The sequence below is a fragment of the Ancylobacter sp. IITR112 genome, assembly GCF_041415945.1.
Classification (GTDB): domain Bacteria; phylum Pseudomonadota; class Alphaproteobacteria; order Rhizobiales; family Xanthobacteraceae; genus Ancylobacter.
On record NZ_JBGCUS010000001.1, the window covers coordinates 2,249,551 to 2,265,691 of the forward strand.

Sequence of the window (16,141 nt, forward strand, 5' to 3'; positions counted from 1 at the left end):
GCCACCGCCGAAGGCGGCGCCGTCTCACTCCACGCCGAGCAGAGAGGCGGCGGCGCTCCACACCGCGTTCTTCACCCCCACGCCGGGGGGCGAAGCGACGATGGTGGGCGGATTGGGGTTCTTTTCGCCATTGGTGGTGAGCCGGGCGAAGGTGACTTCGCCATCGGTGTAATAGCGGTCGCCGCCGCCATTGCGGCCAAACAGTGTCGGGCCGAGCCCCGTGACCTGATAGACCGTGCGGACCATGCCGGCGGCCTTCAGGTCGTCGATCAGCAGGTCACGCACCGCATCGACATTCGGCCCGATGTGATGGGTGACGGCGCCGGTGTAATGACTGAGCCCGACGCCCTTGTCATAGGTGGCGGAGCCGAGCCACACCGGGGCGCGCTCCTTGCCGCTGTCCAGCACCTTCCAGAAGCGCACATGGTCGCGCGTGTCGGCGCTGCGGCCGATCTCCTTCTCGAAGGCGAGGTCTTCCACCCGCCCGTCATAATAGAGCGGGCTCACCGGCGCCTGCGGGTCGGGCCGGCGCAGCAGCACCGAGCCGACAATGGCGAGGCTCGATTTCAGCGTGATCGGGTCCGCCGGCAGCCAGCCGGCGGCGTTCATGGCGTGGAGGATATCCTCCTGCGTCCCGACCAGCCCGACATCAATGGGGTCGCCGGGAATGCCCTGCTTGGTCTGCGTCACCATCGGCATGCGCTTGATGCCGGGCTGGTGCTCGTGATGCGTCCACAGGCGCGGCAACATGACATAGGCGAGCGCGGCCCAGATGACGAGGGCGACCAGCGCCCACATCAGCACCTTGCGCGTCTCGCCATCCAGCACGCTCATCGTCCCTACTCCGCCGCCTGCGACCTGAGGCTGAGCGGGTCATAATTGAGCACCGGCGCCAGCCAGCGCTCGGCCTCCTCCACGCTCATGCCCTTGCGCGCGGCATAGTCCTCGACCTGGTCGCGCTCGATGCGGCCGACGCCGAAATACGATGCCTCGGGATGGGCGAAATACAGCCCCGAGACCGCCGCGCCCGGCCACATGGCGAAGCTCTCCGTCAGCTCGACTCCGATCTCAGCGGTGGCGTCGAGCAGATTGAAAAGAATCGCCTTTTCCGTGTGGTCGGGCTGTGCGGGATAGCCCGGCGCGGGGCGGATGCCGCGATAGGCTTCTTGAATCAGATTCTCATTCTCAAGATTTTCATCCGGCGCATAAGCCCAGAATTCCTTGCGCACCCGCTCATGCATGCGCTCTGCGAACGCCTCTGCAAGACGGTCCGCCAAGGCCTTGAGAAGAATCGCGGAATAGTCGTCATGCGCCGCCTTGAAGGCGTCGGAGCGCTCCTGCTCGCCAAAGCCGGTGGAGACGCAGAAACCACCGATATAATCGGGCACGCCGGTCGAGGTCGGGGCGATGAAATCGGCCAGCGCCAGATTGGTGCGGCCCTCGCGCTTGGCCATCTGCTGGCGCAGCGTGTGCAGCGTGGCGCGTTCGGCCGAGCGGCTGTCGTCCGCGAACAGGACGATGTCGTCGCCCACCGCCCCCGCCGGCCAGAAGCCGACCACGGCGCGGGCGGTCAGCCATTTCTCCGCGACGATCCGGTCCAGCATCGCGCGGGCGTCGTCAAAGAGCGCCCGTGCCGCGACCCCCACCTTCTCGTCCTCGAGAATGCGCGGGTACTGGCCGGTCAGTTCCCAGGACTGGAAGAACGGCGTCCAGTCGATATAGGGCACCAGTTCGGCGAGGTCGTAATCGCTGAACACCCTTGTGCCGAGGAAAGTCGGCACCGGCGCCTGATAGCTGGCGAAGTCGAGCGCCAGCCGGTTGGCGCGGGCATCGGCCAGTTTCACCCGTACCTTGTTGCGGTCGCTCTTGGCATGGGCGTCCGCCACCTTGGCGTATTCGGCGCGCAGGCTGGCGACATAATCGGCGCGGGTATTGTCGTTGAGCAAATTGGAAACGACGCCCACCGCGCGGCTGGCATCGGTCACATAGACCGCCTGCCCGCGCACATATTGCGGGGCGATCTTCACCGCCGTGTGGACGCGCGAGGTCGTGGCGCCGCCAATCAGCAGCGGCACCTCGAAGCCTTCTCGCTCCATCTCGGCGGCGACATGCACCATCTCGTCCAGCGAGGGGGTGATGAGGCCGGACAGGCCGATCACGTCCACCTTCTCCGCCTTGGCGACTTCAAGGATCTTCGCCGCCGGCACCATGACGCCGAGGTCGATCACCTCGTAATTGTTGCACTGGAGCACGACGCCGACGATGTTCTTGCCGATGTCGTGCACATCGCCCTTCACGGTCGCCATCAGCACCTTGCCGGCGGAGGAATCCCCGGTCGTGCCGTTGTCGATCTTCTCCTGCTCCATGAAGGGCATGAGATAGGCCACCGCCTGCTTCATCACCCGGGCGGACTTCACCACCTGCGGCAGGAACATCTTGCCGGAGCCGAACAGGTCGCCGACCACGTTCATGCCGGCCATCAGCGGGCCTTCGATGACGTGCAGCGGCCGGGCGACCGACTGACGCGCCTCTTCCGTGTCCACCTCGACGAAATCGGTGATGCCGTTGACCAGCGCGTGCTCCAGCCGCTTCTCCACGGCCCAGGTCCGCCAGGTGAGATCGGCCTCCTTCTTCTCGCGCCCGCCGCCCTTGAAGCGCTCCGCCAGCGCCAGCAGGCGCTCGGTGGCGTCCTCGCGGCGGTTAAGCACCACGTCCTCGCAGGCCTCGCGCAGTTCCGGCTCGATCTCGGAATAGGGCGCGAGCTGGCCGGCATTGACGATGCCCATGTCCATGCCCGCCGCGATGGCGTGGTACAGGAACACGGCGTGCATCGCCTCGCGCACCTGCTCATTGCCGCGGAACGAGAAGGACAGGTTCGACACGCCGCCGGAGATGTGGGCGTGCGGCAATTGCTGGCGGATGGCGCGGGTCGCCTCGATGAAGGCGACGCCATAGCCGGCGTGCTCCTCGATGCCGGTCGCCACCGCGAAGATGTTGGGATCGAAGATGATGTCCTCGGGCGGGAACCCGACCTCGTCCACCAGAATGCGGTAGGCGCGCGAACAGATCTCGATCTTGCGCTCGAACGTGTCGGCCTGCCCCTTCTCGTCGAAGGCCATCACCACCACGGCGGCGCCATAGGCGCGCACGAGGCGGGCATGGTGGCGGAACGCCTCCTCGCCTTCCTTCATCGAGATGGAATTGACGATGCCCTTGCCCTGAATGCACTTCAGCCCGGCCTCGATGACGCTCCATTTGGAGCTGTCGACCATGACCGGCACGCGGGCGATGTCCGGCTCGGCGGCGAGCAAATTGAGGAAGGTCACCATGGCCTTCTCGGAATCGAGCAGGCCCTCATCCATGTTGATGTCGATGACCTGCGCGCCGTTCTCCACCTGGTCGCGCGCCACGGCGAGGGCCGCCGTATAATCGCCATTGGTGATCAGCTTGCGGAAGCGGGCCGAGCCGGTGACGTTGGTGCGCTCGCCGACATTGACGAAGGGGATGATCGGGGTGAGCTCGAACGGCTCCAGCCCCGACAGCCGCAGCATCGGCTCGATGTCAGGGACGATGCGCGGCGCGTGCGGGGCCACCGCCTCGGCAATGGCGCGGATATGGTCCGGCGTGGTGCCGCAGCAGCCGCCGACGATGTTGACGAGGCCGGAGGCGGCGAATTCGCCGACCAGCTTCGCCATCGCCGCCGGGCTCTCGTCATAGAGACCGAATTCGTTCGGCAGGCCGGCATTGGGGTAGGCGCAGACCAGCGTATCGGCGAGGCGCGACAGCTCGTCGATATGGGCGCGCATCTCCTTGGCACCCAGCGCGCAGTTCAGCCCGATGGAGAAGGGCTGGGCATGGCGCAGCGAATTCCAGAACGCCGCCGGCGTCTGGCCGGACAAAGTGCGGCCGGACAGATCGGTGATGGTGCCGGAGATCATGACAGGCACGCGGATGCCGCGCTCTTCGAACAGCCGCTCGATGGCGAACACCGCCGCCTTGGCGTTCAGCGTGTCGAAAATGGTCTCGATCAGCAGCAGGTCGGCCCCGCCGTCCAGCAGCGCGGCGGCCTGCTCACCATAGGCGGTGGCGAGTTCGTCGAAGGAGGTGGCGCGGAAGCCGGGATCGTTCACGTCCGGCGAGATCGAGGCGGTGCGGTTGGTCGGCCCGATGGCGCCGGCGACAAAGCGGCGGCGGCCGTCCTTCTGCTCCGCAAGGCGCGCGGCATCCTTGGCGAGCTTGGCACCCTCGAAATTGATTTCGTAGACGAGGCTCTCCATGCCGTAATCGGCCATGGCGATGGTGGTGCCGGAGAAGGTGTTGGTCTCGACGATGTCCGCCCCGGCGAGGAAATAGGCGAGGTGGATGTCGCGCACCGCCTCGGGAGCCGTGAGGTTGAGCAGGTCGTTATTGCCCTTGAGGTCGCGGTTCCATGCCTTGAACCGTTCGCCGCGATAGCCCGCCTCGTCCAGCTTCAATTGCTGGATCATCGTGCCCATGGCGCCGTCGAGCACAAGGATGCGCTCGCGCGCGGCCTGATGCAGGGCGTCGAGGGTGTCGGAGGTGGCCAAGGTCATGAGAGTCACCGTCGCTCTTGCTCCCTCTCGCCGTCGGGGAGAGGGTTGGGGTGAGGGGCCGCTGCGCGCAAGGCTTCGAGAATGCGCACAACAACCCCGTCAATGTTCATCGGCACGTCGTTATTCCAGAAACGGATGACCAGATAGCCACAGGCCTCGATCACCCGCGTCCTTTGCACGTCTCGCTCGGCGGCATGCGGTCCGCCGTCGAGTTCGACTACAAGCTTCGCATCGACGCAGAGGAAATCGACGATGTATCGGTCGATCGGCGCTGCACGCCAACCTCTCCCCCACGGGGAGAGGTTAAATGGCGCCGATTGCGTGGGCCTTTCGAAACGTATCGTGGCGCTTCTCGGCCTCAGCGATCGCTGCGTCGAGTTTCTCAGCGAGCCCATCAAACCGAACCTCTAAGGCGTCGAACCGGCGGTCGAGAGCCATGAAGCAAGCCTGAACCTCGCGTTGCAGGGCCCTCGCTTCGGCGACGATGTCGTCCTCCGGCTCGCTCATCGACTGTCTCCGTGAAACGCCCCTTCTATATGGCATCCCGACGCGAAATTCTCAGGCCGCCGCCGCCCCGTTGCCATGCCCGCTCGCGCCATTGACCTCCTGCGGCGGGCGGATGCCCAGCAGGTGGCAGACCGCATAGACGAGATCGGCGCGGTTGAGCGTGTAGAAATGGAACTCGGTGACGCCGCGATCGACGAGATCGAACACCTGCTCGGCCGCGACCGCGGCGGCGATCAGCTTGCGGGTCTCGGGGTCATTGTCGAGCCCTTCGAAGCGCGCCGCCAGCCAGTCCGGCATGAAGGTGCCGGTCTTCTCCGAGAAGTTCTTCGCCTGCTTGAAATTCGAGACGGGAAGGATGCCCGGCACGATCGGCACGTCGATGCCGCGCGCCCGCACCTTGTCGAGATAGGCGAAGTAGAGGTCGTTGTCGAAGAAGCACTGGGTGATGGCGCGGGTCGCCCCGGCCTCCACCTTGGCAGCGAGAATGTCGAGATCGGTGTCGAGCGAGGCGCTTTCCGGGTGCTTCTCGGGATAGGCCGAGACCGACACTTCGAAATTGGCGATGCGGCGGATGCCGGCGACCAGTTCCGCCGTGGTGCGGTAGCCGTCCGGGTGCGGCTCATAGTGATGGCCGACCCCGCCCGGCGGGTCGCCGCGCAGCGCCACGATGTGGCGGACCCCGGCGTCCCAATAGCCGCGCACCACCTCGTCGACCTCGCCCCTGGTGGCGGAGACGCAGGTGAGATGCGCCGCCGGCGCGAGGCGGGTTTCCTGCACGATGCGCTCCACCGTGGCATGGGTGCGCTCACGGGTGGAGCCGCCGGCGCCATAGGTCACCGAGACGAATTTCGGCGCCAGCGGGGCGAGACGGGTGATGGAGTTCCACAGCGTGGTCTCCATTTCCGGCGTCTTCGGCGGGAAAAACTCGAACGAGACCGAAATGGGCCGCCCGCCGGCGCGGCGGCTGCGGCGCTCGACATCCGACGACATCAGGCGACCTCCTTGTCGTGTTGGGCTTCGGCGCGCACCGCACGCGGATCGCGGGCCAGCCAGAGCGAGACGGTGAGCCGGCCGTCGCCTTTCGGCGCCAGCAGGCGATGGGATTGCGGCACGAGCCCGGCCTGGGCGAGCCAGCTTTCCATGATTTCCGGCGCGAAGCCGAGCCGGCGATGAGCGTGCTGTTCGCGCAGGAATTCGAGGTCGTGCGGGTCGAAATCGACCACGAGCAGCCGCCCGCCGGGGCGCAGCACCCGTGCGGCTTCCTTGATGGCGCGCGGTGCGTCCTCAAGGAAATGCAGCACCTGGTGCACGATCACCACGTCGAAGGCGTCGCGCGGCAAAGCGAGGCTGTAAATGTCGCCCTGACGCACCGTGGCGTTGCGCACGCCGGCGCGGTCGAGATTGGCCCGCGCCACCGCCAGCATTTCGGCGGAGAGGTCGATGCCGACGCCGCGCTCCATCTCGTCGGCGAACAGTTCGAGAATGCGGCCGGTGCCGGTGCCGAGATCGAGCAGGCTGCCGATGCGCCCGCCCGCCAGCGCCTGACGGATGGCCGCTTCCACCTGTTCCTCCGGCGCGTGCAGGCGGCGGATGGCGTCCCATTCATGCGCATGGGCACGGAAATAGGCCTGCGCATGGGCGGCGCGGGCGGCACGCACCGCCTCCAGCCGCTCGCGGTCGCGCAGCAGCACCTCGTCATCGGGGGCCATGAGGTCCAGCAGCGCATCGGTGAGCGCGGCGCCGGGCGTGTCCACCGCTCGGCGGTAGAACACCCAGCTCGCCTCGCGGAAGCGCTCGACCAGCCCGGCTTCCGCCAGCAGCTTGAGATGGCGCGAGATTCGCGGCTGCGACTGGCCCAGAATCTCGGTAAGCTCGGAAACGGTCAGTTCGCCCTCGCCGATCAGCGCCAGCAGGCGCAGCCGCGTATCCTCGCCGGCCGCCTTGAGGCCATCGAGCAGCAACGCGAAACCGAGCGGGGAAGCGGACAAAGAGACCTCCAAGAAAGATATAAAGATATGTTTATGTCTTATCCCGACCCAACGCAAGGGGCCGCGCCGCATCATGAGCGTTGAGAATGACGACACCGCGTGCGGGACGACCGGCGCCGCCGGCGCTTTCGGTGTACGCCCGGGCGAGGTGACGGTGGAACTGCCGGCGCAGCCCGATGCGGGCGTCTATTTCATAGGCCGCATCCGCACCCCGTGGACGCAGCGCGCCGACTGCCCGAAGAATGCCGGCGAGGCGATGACCCGGCAGGCGGTGTGCACCGTCGAGATCGACCCGCCCTTCCGCCCGGCGCTGCAGGGGCTGGAAGGCACCACCCATCTGTGGCTGCTCTATTACATGGACCGGGCGCCGCGAAACCTCGCCGTGCAGGTGCCGCGCCGCTCCGGCACCGCCCATGGCACCTTCGCCCTGCGCAGCCCGGCGCGGCCCAACCCGATCGCGCTGAGTGCGGTGAGGCTCCTCGGCATCGAAAGCGGTACGCTGACCGTGATCGGCCCGGATTGCCTCGACGGCACGCCGCTCCTCGACATCAAGCCCTATTTCGCCTCGACCGACTGCCACCCCGACGCAACCGTCGGCTGGCACCGCGACCGTGACGGCGAAGGGCCTTCTGACCCAGCGTGAGCTGTGGCGCGGCTGCATCAGCCCCGCGCTACGCGCATGGCAGCGCGGAACCCGCGTGAACGTGAGAACTTGTGGTCTTGAACCTGCCTTGATCCTGCGTCATGTCCCTCGGCAGAACATTAGGGGCGCAGTTCCGCGCCGACAGATTCGCTTAAGGCTAGATGATGGTCGTTCGCCTCGGTTTCGTTCCCGCTGTCGCCTTGTCGGTCCTGGCATCGGTCGGCACCGCCGCAGCCCAGTATTACCCCGCTGACGGCCAGGACCCTGCCGCGCAGGGTGGTTCGGCCTATGACGCGGCCGGCAGCCGCGCGAATGAGAATGTCGAGGTGCCCGCCGCCTATGACCCCTATGGGACGACAGCCACGGGCGGCGCGGGCGCGCCGGCGGGCGCCTATGGTCAGCAGGGGGCCTATGGCCAGCCCGGCGCCTATGGCCAGCAGCCGCAGGCGGCCTATGGCACCACGCCTCCCGGCGTGCGCGATCCCTATGCCCCGGCGGCGCCGGGTGTTCCCCCGGTCGCGACAGCGCCCTATGCCAACCCCGCCAGCCAGCCCAATGGCTATCCGCCGGGCGCCTATTCCGGCCAGCCGCCGGCCGGCATGGCCTCGCCCTATGGCAACCCTGCCACCGCTGCGCAGCCCGCGCCCGCACAGGCCGCCTATGGCCAGCCCGGCTACGGCCAGCAGAATTATGGCCAGCCCCCAGCCTATGGCCAGCCGGCGGCAAACAATGGCTCCAACACCTATGGCGCCAACGGCTCCAGCGTCGCCATGCTGCCGCCCGAGGACCAGCCGGAAGAAGGCCCGCCCAAGGAACTGCCGGCCAATCTGAAGCGCCAGGTGGTGGACTATGTGACCAAGGAGCCCCCGGGCACCATCGTCATCGACACCCCGAACACCTACCTCTATTACGTGCTGCCCGGCGGCAAGGCCGAGCGCTACGGCATCGGCGTCGGCCGCGAAGGCTTCACCTGGGCCGGCACGGAGAAGATCAGCCGCAAGGCCGAATGGGCCGATTGGCGCCCGCCGGCGGAAATGATCGAGCGCCAGCCCTATCTGCCGCGCTTCATGGCCGGCGGCCCGGGCAACCCGCTCGGCGCGCGTACCATGTATCTCGGCGGCACGATCTACCGTATCCACGGCACCAACCAGCCCTCCACCATCGGCCAGTTCATGTCGTCGGGCTGCATCCGCATGCTGAACGAGGATGTGGAAGCGCTGTATGACAAGGTGAAGGTCGGCACCAAGGTCGTGGTGCTGCCGGGCAACCCGCCCGCCACCGCCAATGCCGGCGGCGTGCCCCCCACCGCCGCCGCGCCTGTCGCCGAGACCGGCTTCGCCGTCCGCTAAAGCGACGGAACGCCACCCGTTCAAGAAGGCCGGATCGCCCCCGCGATCCGGCCTTTTTCATTTAACCGCCCCAGAGGCGCTGGGGCGGAACGCGCACGCTCACCTCGGTGCCGGCCGTGAGCGCGCCGGCCCGCTCCACCCAGGCGACCAGCCCGCGCAGCCCTTTCGCCACCTTGGCGAAACCGAGTTCCGCCTCCTCATGGCCGGTCGCCGCCGCGATCGCCGCGCCGGCATGGCGGCAGGGTGCGTTCGCTCCCTCCACCACCAGCGCCGCGCCGCCCGTGAAATGCAGCCGCGTGCCCGGCGGCAGGCCGGTGAGATCCGGCACGCCGGCGATCACCAGATTGGCGCCGATCCATTCCGGCTCCACCGCCGGCACACCGAGCCGGCGGGCGATCTCGGCGAGTTCGTCGGGCGCCACCAGCGAGACCTGCCGGCTGTTGCGGATCGGCGCGCCGCGCGGATACCAGGGCACGCGCGCATCGGCCCGGCGGGCAAAGCCGGCATGGCGATCGCCCTCGATGCCCTCGAGCGTGACCGCGATTTCCGCCACCGCGCGGGTGGCGAAGCCCGGCCCATCGGCGATCAGCGTCTGGGCGAGTTGCGCGGTAAGGCGGCGACCAGGCCGCGCGACGGGCGCGCCGAACAGGTCAGGCGCCGGCGGCGCGGGGGAGCGGGAGGGCATCCGGTTCTTCCATGACGACAGGACAGTGCCAGCCTATACGTTAGGGCGCTCGTTCAACACGAGTCGCTGGAACTCCGGGAGGCGGGATCGCGTTACCGCGCTGCCGGCGTGGCGGGCAAGAATGAGGATAGACCACATGTCTTCGCAATCGGGTTCCCTCTCGCCGACGCCGGGCGGCATGGTCGCCGGGCACCTTTCCGAACTGCGCGCCAAATGGGGCTGGTTCGTCGCGCTCGGCCTGTTGATGGTCATGGCCGGCGCCATCGCGCTCGGCAATCTCGTGCTCAGCACCGTCGTCTCCGTGCTCTATATCGGCGTGATGATGGCCATTTCCGGCGGCGCGCAGGTGATCCACGCCTTCCAGGTCAAGACCTGGGGCGCCTTCGCCTTCTGGCTGCTCGACGGGCTGCTGTTCCTTGCCGCCGGCCTCGTCTGCATCTTCGTGCCGATGGTGGCGGCCGAGTTCCTCACCCTGTTCCTCGGCGTGTCGCTGATTGTCGGCGGCGTGTTCCGTCTGGTCGCCGCCTTCCGCCTGCGTCCGGCCGAGGGCTGGGGCTGGATCGCCTTTTCCGCCGTTATCGCCATTCTGCTCGGCATCGAAATCATCGCCGGCTGGCCGGTGAGCGGCCTGTGGGTGCTCGGCCTGCTGCTCGGCATCGACCTGGTGTTCAACGGCATCGCCGTGCTGTTCCTCGGCTTCGGCCTGAAGAAGTAGCGCGCAAGGGTGACGGCACCGCCCGCCGCCATGGCGACCACGCCTGCGGAGCCGGCCGAACGGCCGGCCCCGCCTCCCACCGTCTCCGGGCGCGATCTGCGGCTCGACCTGTTCCGCGGGCTGGCGCTGTGGTTCATCTTCCTGAACCATGTGCCCAACAATGTCGGCAACTGGATCACCAACCGCAATTTCGGCTTCTCCGACGCGACCGAGATCTTCGTCTTCATCTCCGGCTACACCGCCGCGATGGTCTATGGCCGGCAGCTCGATTCCAGCGGCATGATCGTGACCTCCGCGCGCATCCTGCGGCGGGCCTGGCAGCTCTACATCGCCTTCATCTTCCTCTTCGTCATCTATCTCGCCGAAATCTCCTATGTCGTCGGCAGCTTCGAGAACCCGCTCTATGCCGAGGAGATGGGCGCGCTGCAGTTCCTCGCCGAGCCGGATGTGGCGCTGGTGCAGGCGCTGCTGCTGAAGTTCCGCCCCGCCAATATGGACGTGCTGCCGCTCTATATCGTGCTGCTCGCCACCTTCCCGCCGATCCTGTGGGCGCTGAAGCGCTGGCCCGACGCCACGCTCTTCGCCTCCTTCCTGCTCTGGCTCGCCGTGCAGTTCCTCGGCTTCAACCTGCCGGGCTATCCGGACGACCGGATGTGGTTCTTCAACCCCTTCGCCTGGCAGCTCATGTTCGTGTTCGGCGGCTGGTGCGGGCTGGGCGGCAGCGACCGGCTGGCGGGGCTGGTGCACGCCCGGGTGGTTCTCGTGCTCTCCGTGCTCTATCTCGCTCTGTCGCTGGCGGTGGTGACGAGTTGGTACTGGCCGCCGATGGAAGGTTTCGTGCCGCCGGTAATCGGTGACATCATCTACCCCATCAGCAAGACCGACCTTTCCGTGCTGCGCTTCCTGCACTTCCTCGCGCTGGCCGTGGTGGTCGTCAGGTTGATACCGGTCAATGCCGGCTTTCTGCGCTGGGATGTGCTCAAACCCATGATCATGTGCGGCCAGCACTCGCTGGAAGTGTTCTGCTTCGGCGTCTTCCTTTCTTTTGCCGCACATTTCGTGCTCAACGAAGTCTCCGGCACGATCCTCATGCAACTGACCATGAGCGTGTCCGGCATCGCCTTAATGGTAGGTCTCTCGGCTTTGCTGTCGTGGTATGCTCGCGTCGAGCGCGAGAGGATGGCGCGCAAGAAGGCTGGCTAGCGCGGTTCGACGTGAAACGCTGGATCTGGGGTTTTGTCTTCGCAAGCGTCCTGGGCTTGGATGGCGCCGTCGTGGCTGCCGCCGAGGGCGGGAAGCCATGCGCGGCACCCTCGGCGCTTACCCGCGCGGGCTTCGCCCTGCCGCGCCTCGCCCGCTCGCTGGAGAAGAAGGAGCCGACCACGATCCTGGTCGTGAACTCCGCCAGCACCGCCAAGCGCGCCGGCACGGACGAGGCGGGCAAGGACAGCGCGGCCAAGGACAGCGCGACCAAGGACAGCGCGGGCAAGACCGTCGCCCGCCGCAGCTTTCCCAGCTATATCGAGGAGACGCTGCGCGCCCGTTATCCCGAGGGCGGCATCGTGGTCGCCACCCGCAGCGCGCCGCGCGCCACCGCCGAGGCGATGCTCGACGACCTGCCAGAGATGCTGGCGGAGACGAAGCCGGCGCTGATGATCTGGCAGACCGGCACCTTCGACGCCATTCTGGGCGCCGAGACCTCCGCCTTTTCCGACGCGGTCGGCAGCGGCATCCGCCTCGCCCATGCGGCCGGGGCCGATGTCGTCCTGATCAGCCCGCAATACAGCCCGCGCACTGCCCTCGCCTTCGATATCGGCCCCTATACCAATGCGCTGCGCTGGACGGCGCGGCTCGAAGGCGTGCCGTTCTTCGACCGCTATGCCATCATGCGGTTCTGGGAAGACGACGGCATTTTCGATCTCGACGCCTCCCGCCCCTCCCCCACGCTGTTTGACGAGGTGCATCGCTGCATCGGCCGGCTTCTGGTCGGCCTGATCGTCGATGGCGTCGACCTGCGAACACTTGGTTCCCGCTGAATGCCCCTGCGCCGTCTCGCCCCCCTCGCCCTTTCCGCCGCCCTGCTGACCCCGGCCGCTCCGGTACTTGCCCAGAGCGTGATCCCGGCCAGTTGCCCCACCAGCAAGACGCTGACCCGGCTCAACGTTCCGCTCACCCGCACCGCCGCCGCGCTGCGGGCCGGCGGCAAGGTGGTGATCGTCGCCATCGGCTCTTCCTCCACCGCCGGGGCGGGCGCCAGTTCGCCGCAGGCGACCTATCCGAGCCGGCTGGAGGCGACGCTGCGCGCGCGCTTCCCCGCCGCCGACATCAGCGTGGTCAACCGCGGCGTGAACGGCCAGGACGCGCCGGAAATGCTGGCGCGCTTCGACACCGATGTGGCGGCGCTGAAACCGACGCTGGTGATCTGGCAGTCCGGGGTCAACGCGCTGTTCCGCGACAACGGCCTTGCCTCCGCCGACGACCTCCTGCACGAGGCCATCGCCCGGGTGAAGGCGATCGGCGCCGATCTGGTGCTGGTCGATCCGCAATATGCGCCGCGCGTGCTGGCCGATGCCGATAGCGGGCCGATGGTGCGATTGATGAACGAGGTGGGGGCGGAGGAAGGCGTGGCGGTCTATCACCGCTTCGCGCTGATGCGCGACTGGCACGAGACGGCGTCGATGGGCTTCGACTCCTTCCTCTGGAAGGACAAGTTCCACATGAACGACTGGGGCTATGACTGCTTCGCCCGCGATCTCGGCCGCGCGGTGGTGGCCAATGTGGAATCGCAGCAGCGCTCCGCCGATATGAGCGTGGGCGGCGGTTCCGGCGCGGCGCCGGCGGGGGCGACGAGAGCGACCCCGGCGGTGGCGGGCGCGGCGCGGTAACGCCCGCTCAGTCGTCGCCCTTGTCGGAAAAAGCGCCGCCGAAGCGCTTCATCACCGCCTCGCGCGCCTTGATCACGCGACGCTCATAATCTTCCGCCATCGGTTCGGTCAGCACGCTCTCCAGCCCGGCGAGCAGCGCCCAGAGCGCGGGGATCTCGGCCTCGTCGTCAATGAAGTCGGCCATGGCCTCGCCATCGGCATCGTCCACCGTACGCGAGAGGAACTCGAACAGCACGACGGCGACCGAGCGGTCGATGACCAGGGTGATTTCGTCGTCCGGCGCATCGGCCATGGATTGTCCTCGTGCGAAAATCTCTCCTTCCTATCCTCCCGTCACAGGGGGATGACAAGTCCCGGAAGTGCCACCCGGCTTGCAATCGGCGCCCTGCCGTGCTGACCCTTGCGCGCAACCGGGAGACGCGCGATGACGGCAACGGACGATCTGAAGACGGTCAGGGATTTCGTGCGCTATGCCGTGAGCCGCTTCACCGAGGCCGGCGTGAGCTTCGGCCATGGCACGACGCAAGCGCTGGACGAGGCCGCCTTCATGGTGCTGGAAGGGCTGCACCTGCCGGTGGACGACCTCGCCCCCTGGCTCGACGCGCGGCTGACCCATGAGGAGCGCCTGCGCCTCACCAACCTTATCGAGCAGCGCTGCACCACCCGCCAGCCCGCCGCCTATCTGCTCGGCCGCACCTATATTGGCGGCGTGCCGTTCCGCTCGGACAAGCGCGCCATCGTGCCGCGCTCCTTCATCGGCGAACTGATGGCGGGCGAACTGTTCACCGGCGGCGACTATTCGCTCGTTCCCCAGCCGGAAACGGTCGGCCGCGTGCTGGACCTGTGCACCGGCTCGGGCTGCCTCGCCATTCTCGCCGCCATGACCTTTCCCAACGCGCAGGTCGACGCCGTAGACCTCTCCCCCGACGCGCTGGCGCTGGCGGCGGAGAATGTCGCCGAACACGGGCTGGAAGAGCGGGTGCGGCTGCTGGAGGGCGACCTGTTCGGCCCGATCGAGGGTGAGGTCTACGACCTCATCATCACCAACCCGCCCTATGTCGATGAAGCGGCGATGGCCGCGCTGCCGGCGGAATACCGCCATGAGCCCAGCCTCGCCTTTGCCGGCGGGCCGGACGGGCTTGACATCGTGCGCCGCATCCTCGCCGAGGCACCGGCGCATCTGTCGCCCGGCGGCGGCATCATCTGCGAATTCGGGACGGGCAAGGAAATCCTGCAGGCGGAATATCCGCATCTGCCCTTCCTCTGGCTCGACACCGAGGCCAGCGAGGGCGAGGTGTTCTGGCTCTCCGCCGCCGATCTCACGGTCAATGCGGATCTGCGCGTCATCAACCGCATGCCGCGCTGAGGGTCAGCCGCCGCGTCGCATATGCGCCAGCACGGCGGCGTCGGGCCAGCAGTCGACGGCGAGACCGTTGGCCTTCTGATAGGCGCCGAGCGCGGCGCGGGTCTTCATACCGGCCTTGCCGTCGATCTTGTCGGCGTAGAAGCCCTCCCGCGTCAGCACCTTCTGCATGAATTCGAGATCGCGCGTCTTCACCAGCGCGATCTCCGCCCAGTCGCGAGCGAAGGGCCTGTCGTCCTCGATGCGGTCGGCGAGGTGGCCGACATAGAGGACGTAGAGGTCGGCGAAATTGTAGCTTTTCAGCACGAAATAGTTGGCCGGCGTGAGGAAGGCCGGGCCATAGGGCCCGGCCGGCATGATGATGGAGGCCTCGTCCTTCAGCGCGGAGGGCGGCACGCGCCGCCCGTCGGCGATCCTTACCCCACGCTTCAGCCATTCGCCGATGCTCAGCCGCGTCTCCGGCTCGGCCAGCGTGCAGTCGAAGCCGGCCGGCACGGTGATCTCATAGGCCCAGCGTTTTCCGGCCTGCCAGCCCTTCTGCTTCAGCAGGCTCGCCGTGGCGGCCAGCGCCTCCGGCACGTCGGTCCAGATATTGGCGGTGCCGTCGCCGTCGAGATCGACGCCATAGGCGAGATAGCCGGTGGGCATGAACTGGGTCAGCCCCATCGCCCCGGCCCAGGAGCTTTTCATGCCGGCGCGGCTGACATGGCCCTCGTCGAGGATTTTCAGCGCGGCGAGGAATTCGGCGCGGAATTCCTCCTTGCGGCGCCCGACATAGGCCTGCGTCGCCAGCACCCGCAGCGCGTCATGGTTCAGCTTGGCGCCGCCATAGGAAGTCTCGCGCGCCCAGATGGCGAGCAGGATCGAGCCCGGAACGCCGAACTGCCGCTCCAGCGCCGCGAGCTGCGCGCGGTACTGCGCCGCCAGCTTGCGCCCGCGCGTGGCATAGCTGGCGATCGCCTTGTCGGAGAGATAGGCGGCCGGGGTCTGCACGAACTCCGCCTGCCGGTCGGGCGCCTTCGGCTTGCCGGGAAGCGCGAGGTCGGGCAGGCCGTAATCGGGCTCAAGCCCGGCGGTCTCGCGCTCGAAGGTGGCGCGGGAAATGCCCATGGCCTGCGCCGCCGGCCATTGCGCGGCGAGCCAGCGGTCGAAACCGGCATCGGCGAGGGCCGGGCGCGCGGCAAGGAGGAGGCCCAGCACCAGGGCGGCGGCGACAAGGGGGCGACGAAGCGCAGGGAACATCATGGCTTGAGATAACCCGTATCGCCCCCGCCTGTGAACCTTGGAGCGCGATCCGACCCGATGTGAAGCCGTCTGATCGGGCAGTCACCGCAGGGCTTTGCAAAAGGCGGAAGCGCCCTTACCCTACCATGATGCCAGTCGAGGGCATGCGACACACCGGGATCGGACCATGAAGAAGACGAGTTTGTGG

The 16,141-nt window shown here is 67.5% G+C and carries 16 protein-coding genes; 7 read left to right on the forward strand and 9 right to left on the reverse strand.

Annotated elements, in window-relative coordinates:
• Nucleotides 1-24: 24 nt before the first annotated feature.
• Genes AAC979_RS10705 through AAC979_RS10730 form a run of 6 tightly spaced genes read right to left on the reverse strand, consistent with a single transcriptional unit; the run spans nt 25 to nt 7,069 of the window.
• Nucleotides 25-834 (reverse strand): LssY C-terminal domain-containing protein, encoded by an 810-nt coding sequence (locus AAC979_RS10705; RefSeq protein WP_371346810.1) that lies wholly within the window; start codon nt 832-834, stop codon nt 25-27.
• Nucleotides 835-839: 5 nt separating this feature from the next.
• The gene (gene metH, locus AAC979_RS10710) at nt 840-4,574 is read right to left on the reverse strand and encodes a methionine synthase (RefSeq protein WP_371346811.1); all 3,735 of its coding nucleotides are present in this window, start codon (nt 4,572-4,574) and stop codon (nt 840-842) included.
• 5 nt (nt 4,575-4,579) lie between these two features.
• Nucleotides 4,580-4,969, reverse strand: coding sequence for a DUF559 domain-containing protein (locus AAC979_RS10715; protein ID WP_371349039.1), 390 nt, complete (start codon nt 4,967-4,969; stop codon nt 4,580-4,582).
• Nucleotides 4,878-5,081 (reverse strand): hypothetical protein, encoded by a 204-nt coding sequence (locus tag AAC979_RS10720; RefSeq protein WP_371349122.1) that lies wholly within the window; start codon nt 5,079-5,081, stop codon nt 4,878-4,880. Before AAC979_RS10720 ends, AAC979_RS10715 begins: the two co-directional genes overlap by 92 nt.
• A 51-nt stretch (nt 5,082-5,132) precedes the next feature.
• Complete coding sequence (gene metF, locus AAC979_RS10725) at nt 5,133-6,071, reverse strand: methylenetetrahydrofolate reductase [NAD(P)H] (RefSeq protein WP_371346812.1); 939 nt, start codon at nt 6,069-6,071, stop codon at nt 5,133-5,135.
• The gene (locus AAC979_RS10730) at nt 6,071-7,069 is read right to left on the reverse strand and encodes an ArsR/SmtB family transcription factor (protein WP_371346813.1); all 999 of its coding nucleotides are present in this window, start codon (nt 7,067-7,069) and stop codon (nt 6,071-6,073) included. The genes metF and AAC979_RS10730 overlap by 1 nt, the downstream gene beginning before the upstream one ends.
• A gap of 73 nt (nt 7,070-7,142) precedes the next feature.
• Between AAC979_RS10730 and tsaA the strand changes: the two genes are divergently transcribed.
• Together tsaA and AAC979_RS10740 are read left to right on the forward strand one after the other, a co-directional pair.
• Nucleotides 7,143-7,712, forward strand: coding sequence for a tRNA (N6-threonylcarbamoyladenosine(37)-N6)-methyltransferase TrmO (gene tsaA, locus AAC979_RS10735; protein WP_371346814.1), 570 nt, complete (start codon nt 7,143-7,145; stop codon nt 7,710-7,712).
• 161 nt (nt 7,713-7,873) lie between these two features.
• Nucleotides 7,874-9,061 carry a L,D-transpeptidase family protein gene (locus AAC979_RS10740; RefSeq protein WP_371346815.1) on the forward strand — a complete coding sequence of 396 codons (1,188 nt, stop codon included), beginning with the start codon at nt 7,874-7,876 and terminating at the stop codon, nt 9,059-9,061.
• 61 nt (nt 9,062-9,122) lie between these two features.
• On the opposite strand, the gene AAC979_RS10745 is transcribed toward AAC979_RS10740, so the two are convergent.
• Nucleotides 9,123-9,746 (reverse strand): MOSC domain-containing protein, encoded by a 624-nt coding sequence (locus AAC979_RS10745; RefSeq protein WP_371346816.1) that lies wholly within the window; start codon nt 9,744-9,746, stop codon nt 9,123-9,125.
• Nucleotides 9,747-9,882: 136 nt separating this feature from the next.
• Between AAC979_RS10745 and AAC979_RS10750 the strand changes: the two genes are divergently transcribed.
• From AAC979_RS10750 to AAC979_RS10765, 4 genes are all read left to right on the forward strand, one after another.
• Entirely contained in the window at nt 9,883-10,461 is a 579-nt protein-coding gene (locus tag AAC979_RS10750) for an HdeD family acid-resistance protein (protein ID WP_244375884.1), read from the forward strand.
• Nucleotides 10,462-10,491: 30 nt separating this feature from the next.
• Nucleotides 10,492-11,664, forward strand: a complete 1,173-nt coding sequence (locus AAC979_RS10755) for an OpgC family protein (RefSeq protein WP_371349040.1) — start codon at nt 10,492-10,494, stop codon at nt 11,662-11,664.
• 71 nt (nt 11,665-11,735) lie between these two features.
• Entirely contained in the window at nt 11,736-12,497 is a 762-nt protein-coding gene (locus AAC979_RS10760) for an SGNH/GDSL hydrolase family protein (RefSeq protein ID WP_371346817.1), read from the forward strand.
• The gene (locus AAC979_RS10765) at nt 12,498-13,346 is read left to right on the forward strand and encodes an SGNH/GDSL hydrolase family protein (protein ID WP_371346818.1); all 849 of its coding nucleotides are present in this window, start codon (nt 12,498-12,500) and stop codon (nt 13,344-13,346) included.
• Between the two features lie 7 nt (nt 13,347-13,353).
• On the opposite strand, the gene AAC979_RS10770 is transcribed toward AAC979_RS10765, so the two are convergent.
• On the reverse strand, nt 13,354-13,638 hold the full coding sequence (locus AAC979_RS10770; protein WP_371346819.1) for a hypothetical protein: 285 nt from the start codon (nt 13,636-13,638) through the stop codon (nt 13,354-13,356).
• 132 nt (nt 13,639-13,770) lie between these two features.
• Here AAC979_RS10770 and prmB point away from each other — a divergent pair, with 132 nt between their 5' ends.
• The gene (prmB, locus tag AAC979_RS10775) at nt 13,771-14,712 is read left to right on the forward strand and encodes a 50S ribosomal protein L3 N(5)-glutamine methyltransferase (protein WP_371346820.1); all 942 of its coding nucleotides are present in this window, start codon (nt 13,771-13,773) and stop codon (nt 14,710-14,712) included.
• Between the two features lie 3 nt (nt 14,713-14,715).
• On the opposite strand, the gene AAC979_RS10780 is transcribed toward prmB, so the two are convergent.
• Nucleotides 14,716-15,954, reverse strand: coding sequence for a lytic murein transglycosylase (locus AAC979_RS10780; protein WP_371346821.1), 1,239 nt, complete (start codon nt 15,952-15,954; stop codon nt 14,716-14,718).
• Nucleotides 15,955-16,141 lie beyond the last annotated feature (187 nt).

Coding starts and splice junctions, on each gene's coding strand:
- AAC979_RS10705 (WP_371346810.1), bottom strand. CDS start 834: ATGAGCGTGCTGGATGGCGAGACGCGCAAGGTGCTGATGTGGGCGCTG.
- metH (WP_371346811.1), bottom strand. CDS start 4,574: ATGACCTTGGCCACCTCCGACACCCTCGACGCCCTGCATCAGGCCGCG.
- AAC979_RS10715 (WP_371349039.1), bottom strand. CDS start 4,969: ATGGGCTCGCTGAGAAACTCGACGCAGCGATCGCTGAGGCCGAGAAGC.
- AAC979_RS10720 (WP_371349122.1), bottom strand. CDS start 5,081: ATGAGCGAGCCGGAGGACGACATCGTCGCCGAAGCGAGGGCCCTGCAA.
- metF (WP_371346812.1), bottom strand. CDS start 6,071: ATGTCGTCGGATGTCGAGCGCCGCAGCCGCCGCGCCGGCGGGCGGCCC.
- tsaA (WP_371346814.1), top strand. CDS start 7,143: ATGAGCGTTGAGAATGACGACACCGCGTGCGGGACGACCGGCGCCGCC.
- AAC979_RS10740 (WP_371346815.1), top strand. CDS start 7,874: ATGATGGTCGTTCGCCTCGGTTTCGTTCCCGCTGTCGCCTTGTCGGTC.
- AAC979_RS10745 (WP_371346816.1), bottom strand. CDS start 9,746: ATGCCCTCCCGCTCCCCCGCGCCGCCGGCGCCTGACCTGTTCGGCGCG.
- AAC979_RS10750 (WP_244375884.1), top strand. CDS start 9,883: ATGTCTTCGCAATCGGGTTCCCTCTCGCCGACGCCGGGCGGCATGGTC.
- AAC979_RS10755 (WP_371349040.1), top strand. CDS start 10,492: ATGGCGACCACGCCTGCGGAGCCGGCCGAACGGCCGGCCCCGCCTCCC.
- AAC979_RS10765 (WP_371346818.1), top strand. CDS start 12,498: ATGCCCCTGCGCCGTCTCGCCCCCCTCGCCCTTTCCGCCGCCCTGCTG.
- AAC979_RS10770 (WP_371346819.1), bottom strand. CDS start 13,638: ATGGCCGATGCGCCGGACGACGAAATCACCCTGGTCATCGACCGCTCG.
- prmB (WP_371346820.1), top strand. CDS start 13,771: ATGACGGCAACGGACGATCTGAAGACGGTCAGGGATTTCGTGCGCTAT.
- AAC979_RS10780 (WP_371346821.1), bottom strand. CDS start 15,954: ATGATGTTCCCTGCGCTTCGTCGCCCCCTTGTCGCCGCCGCCCTGGTG.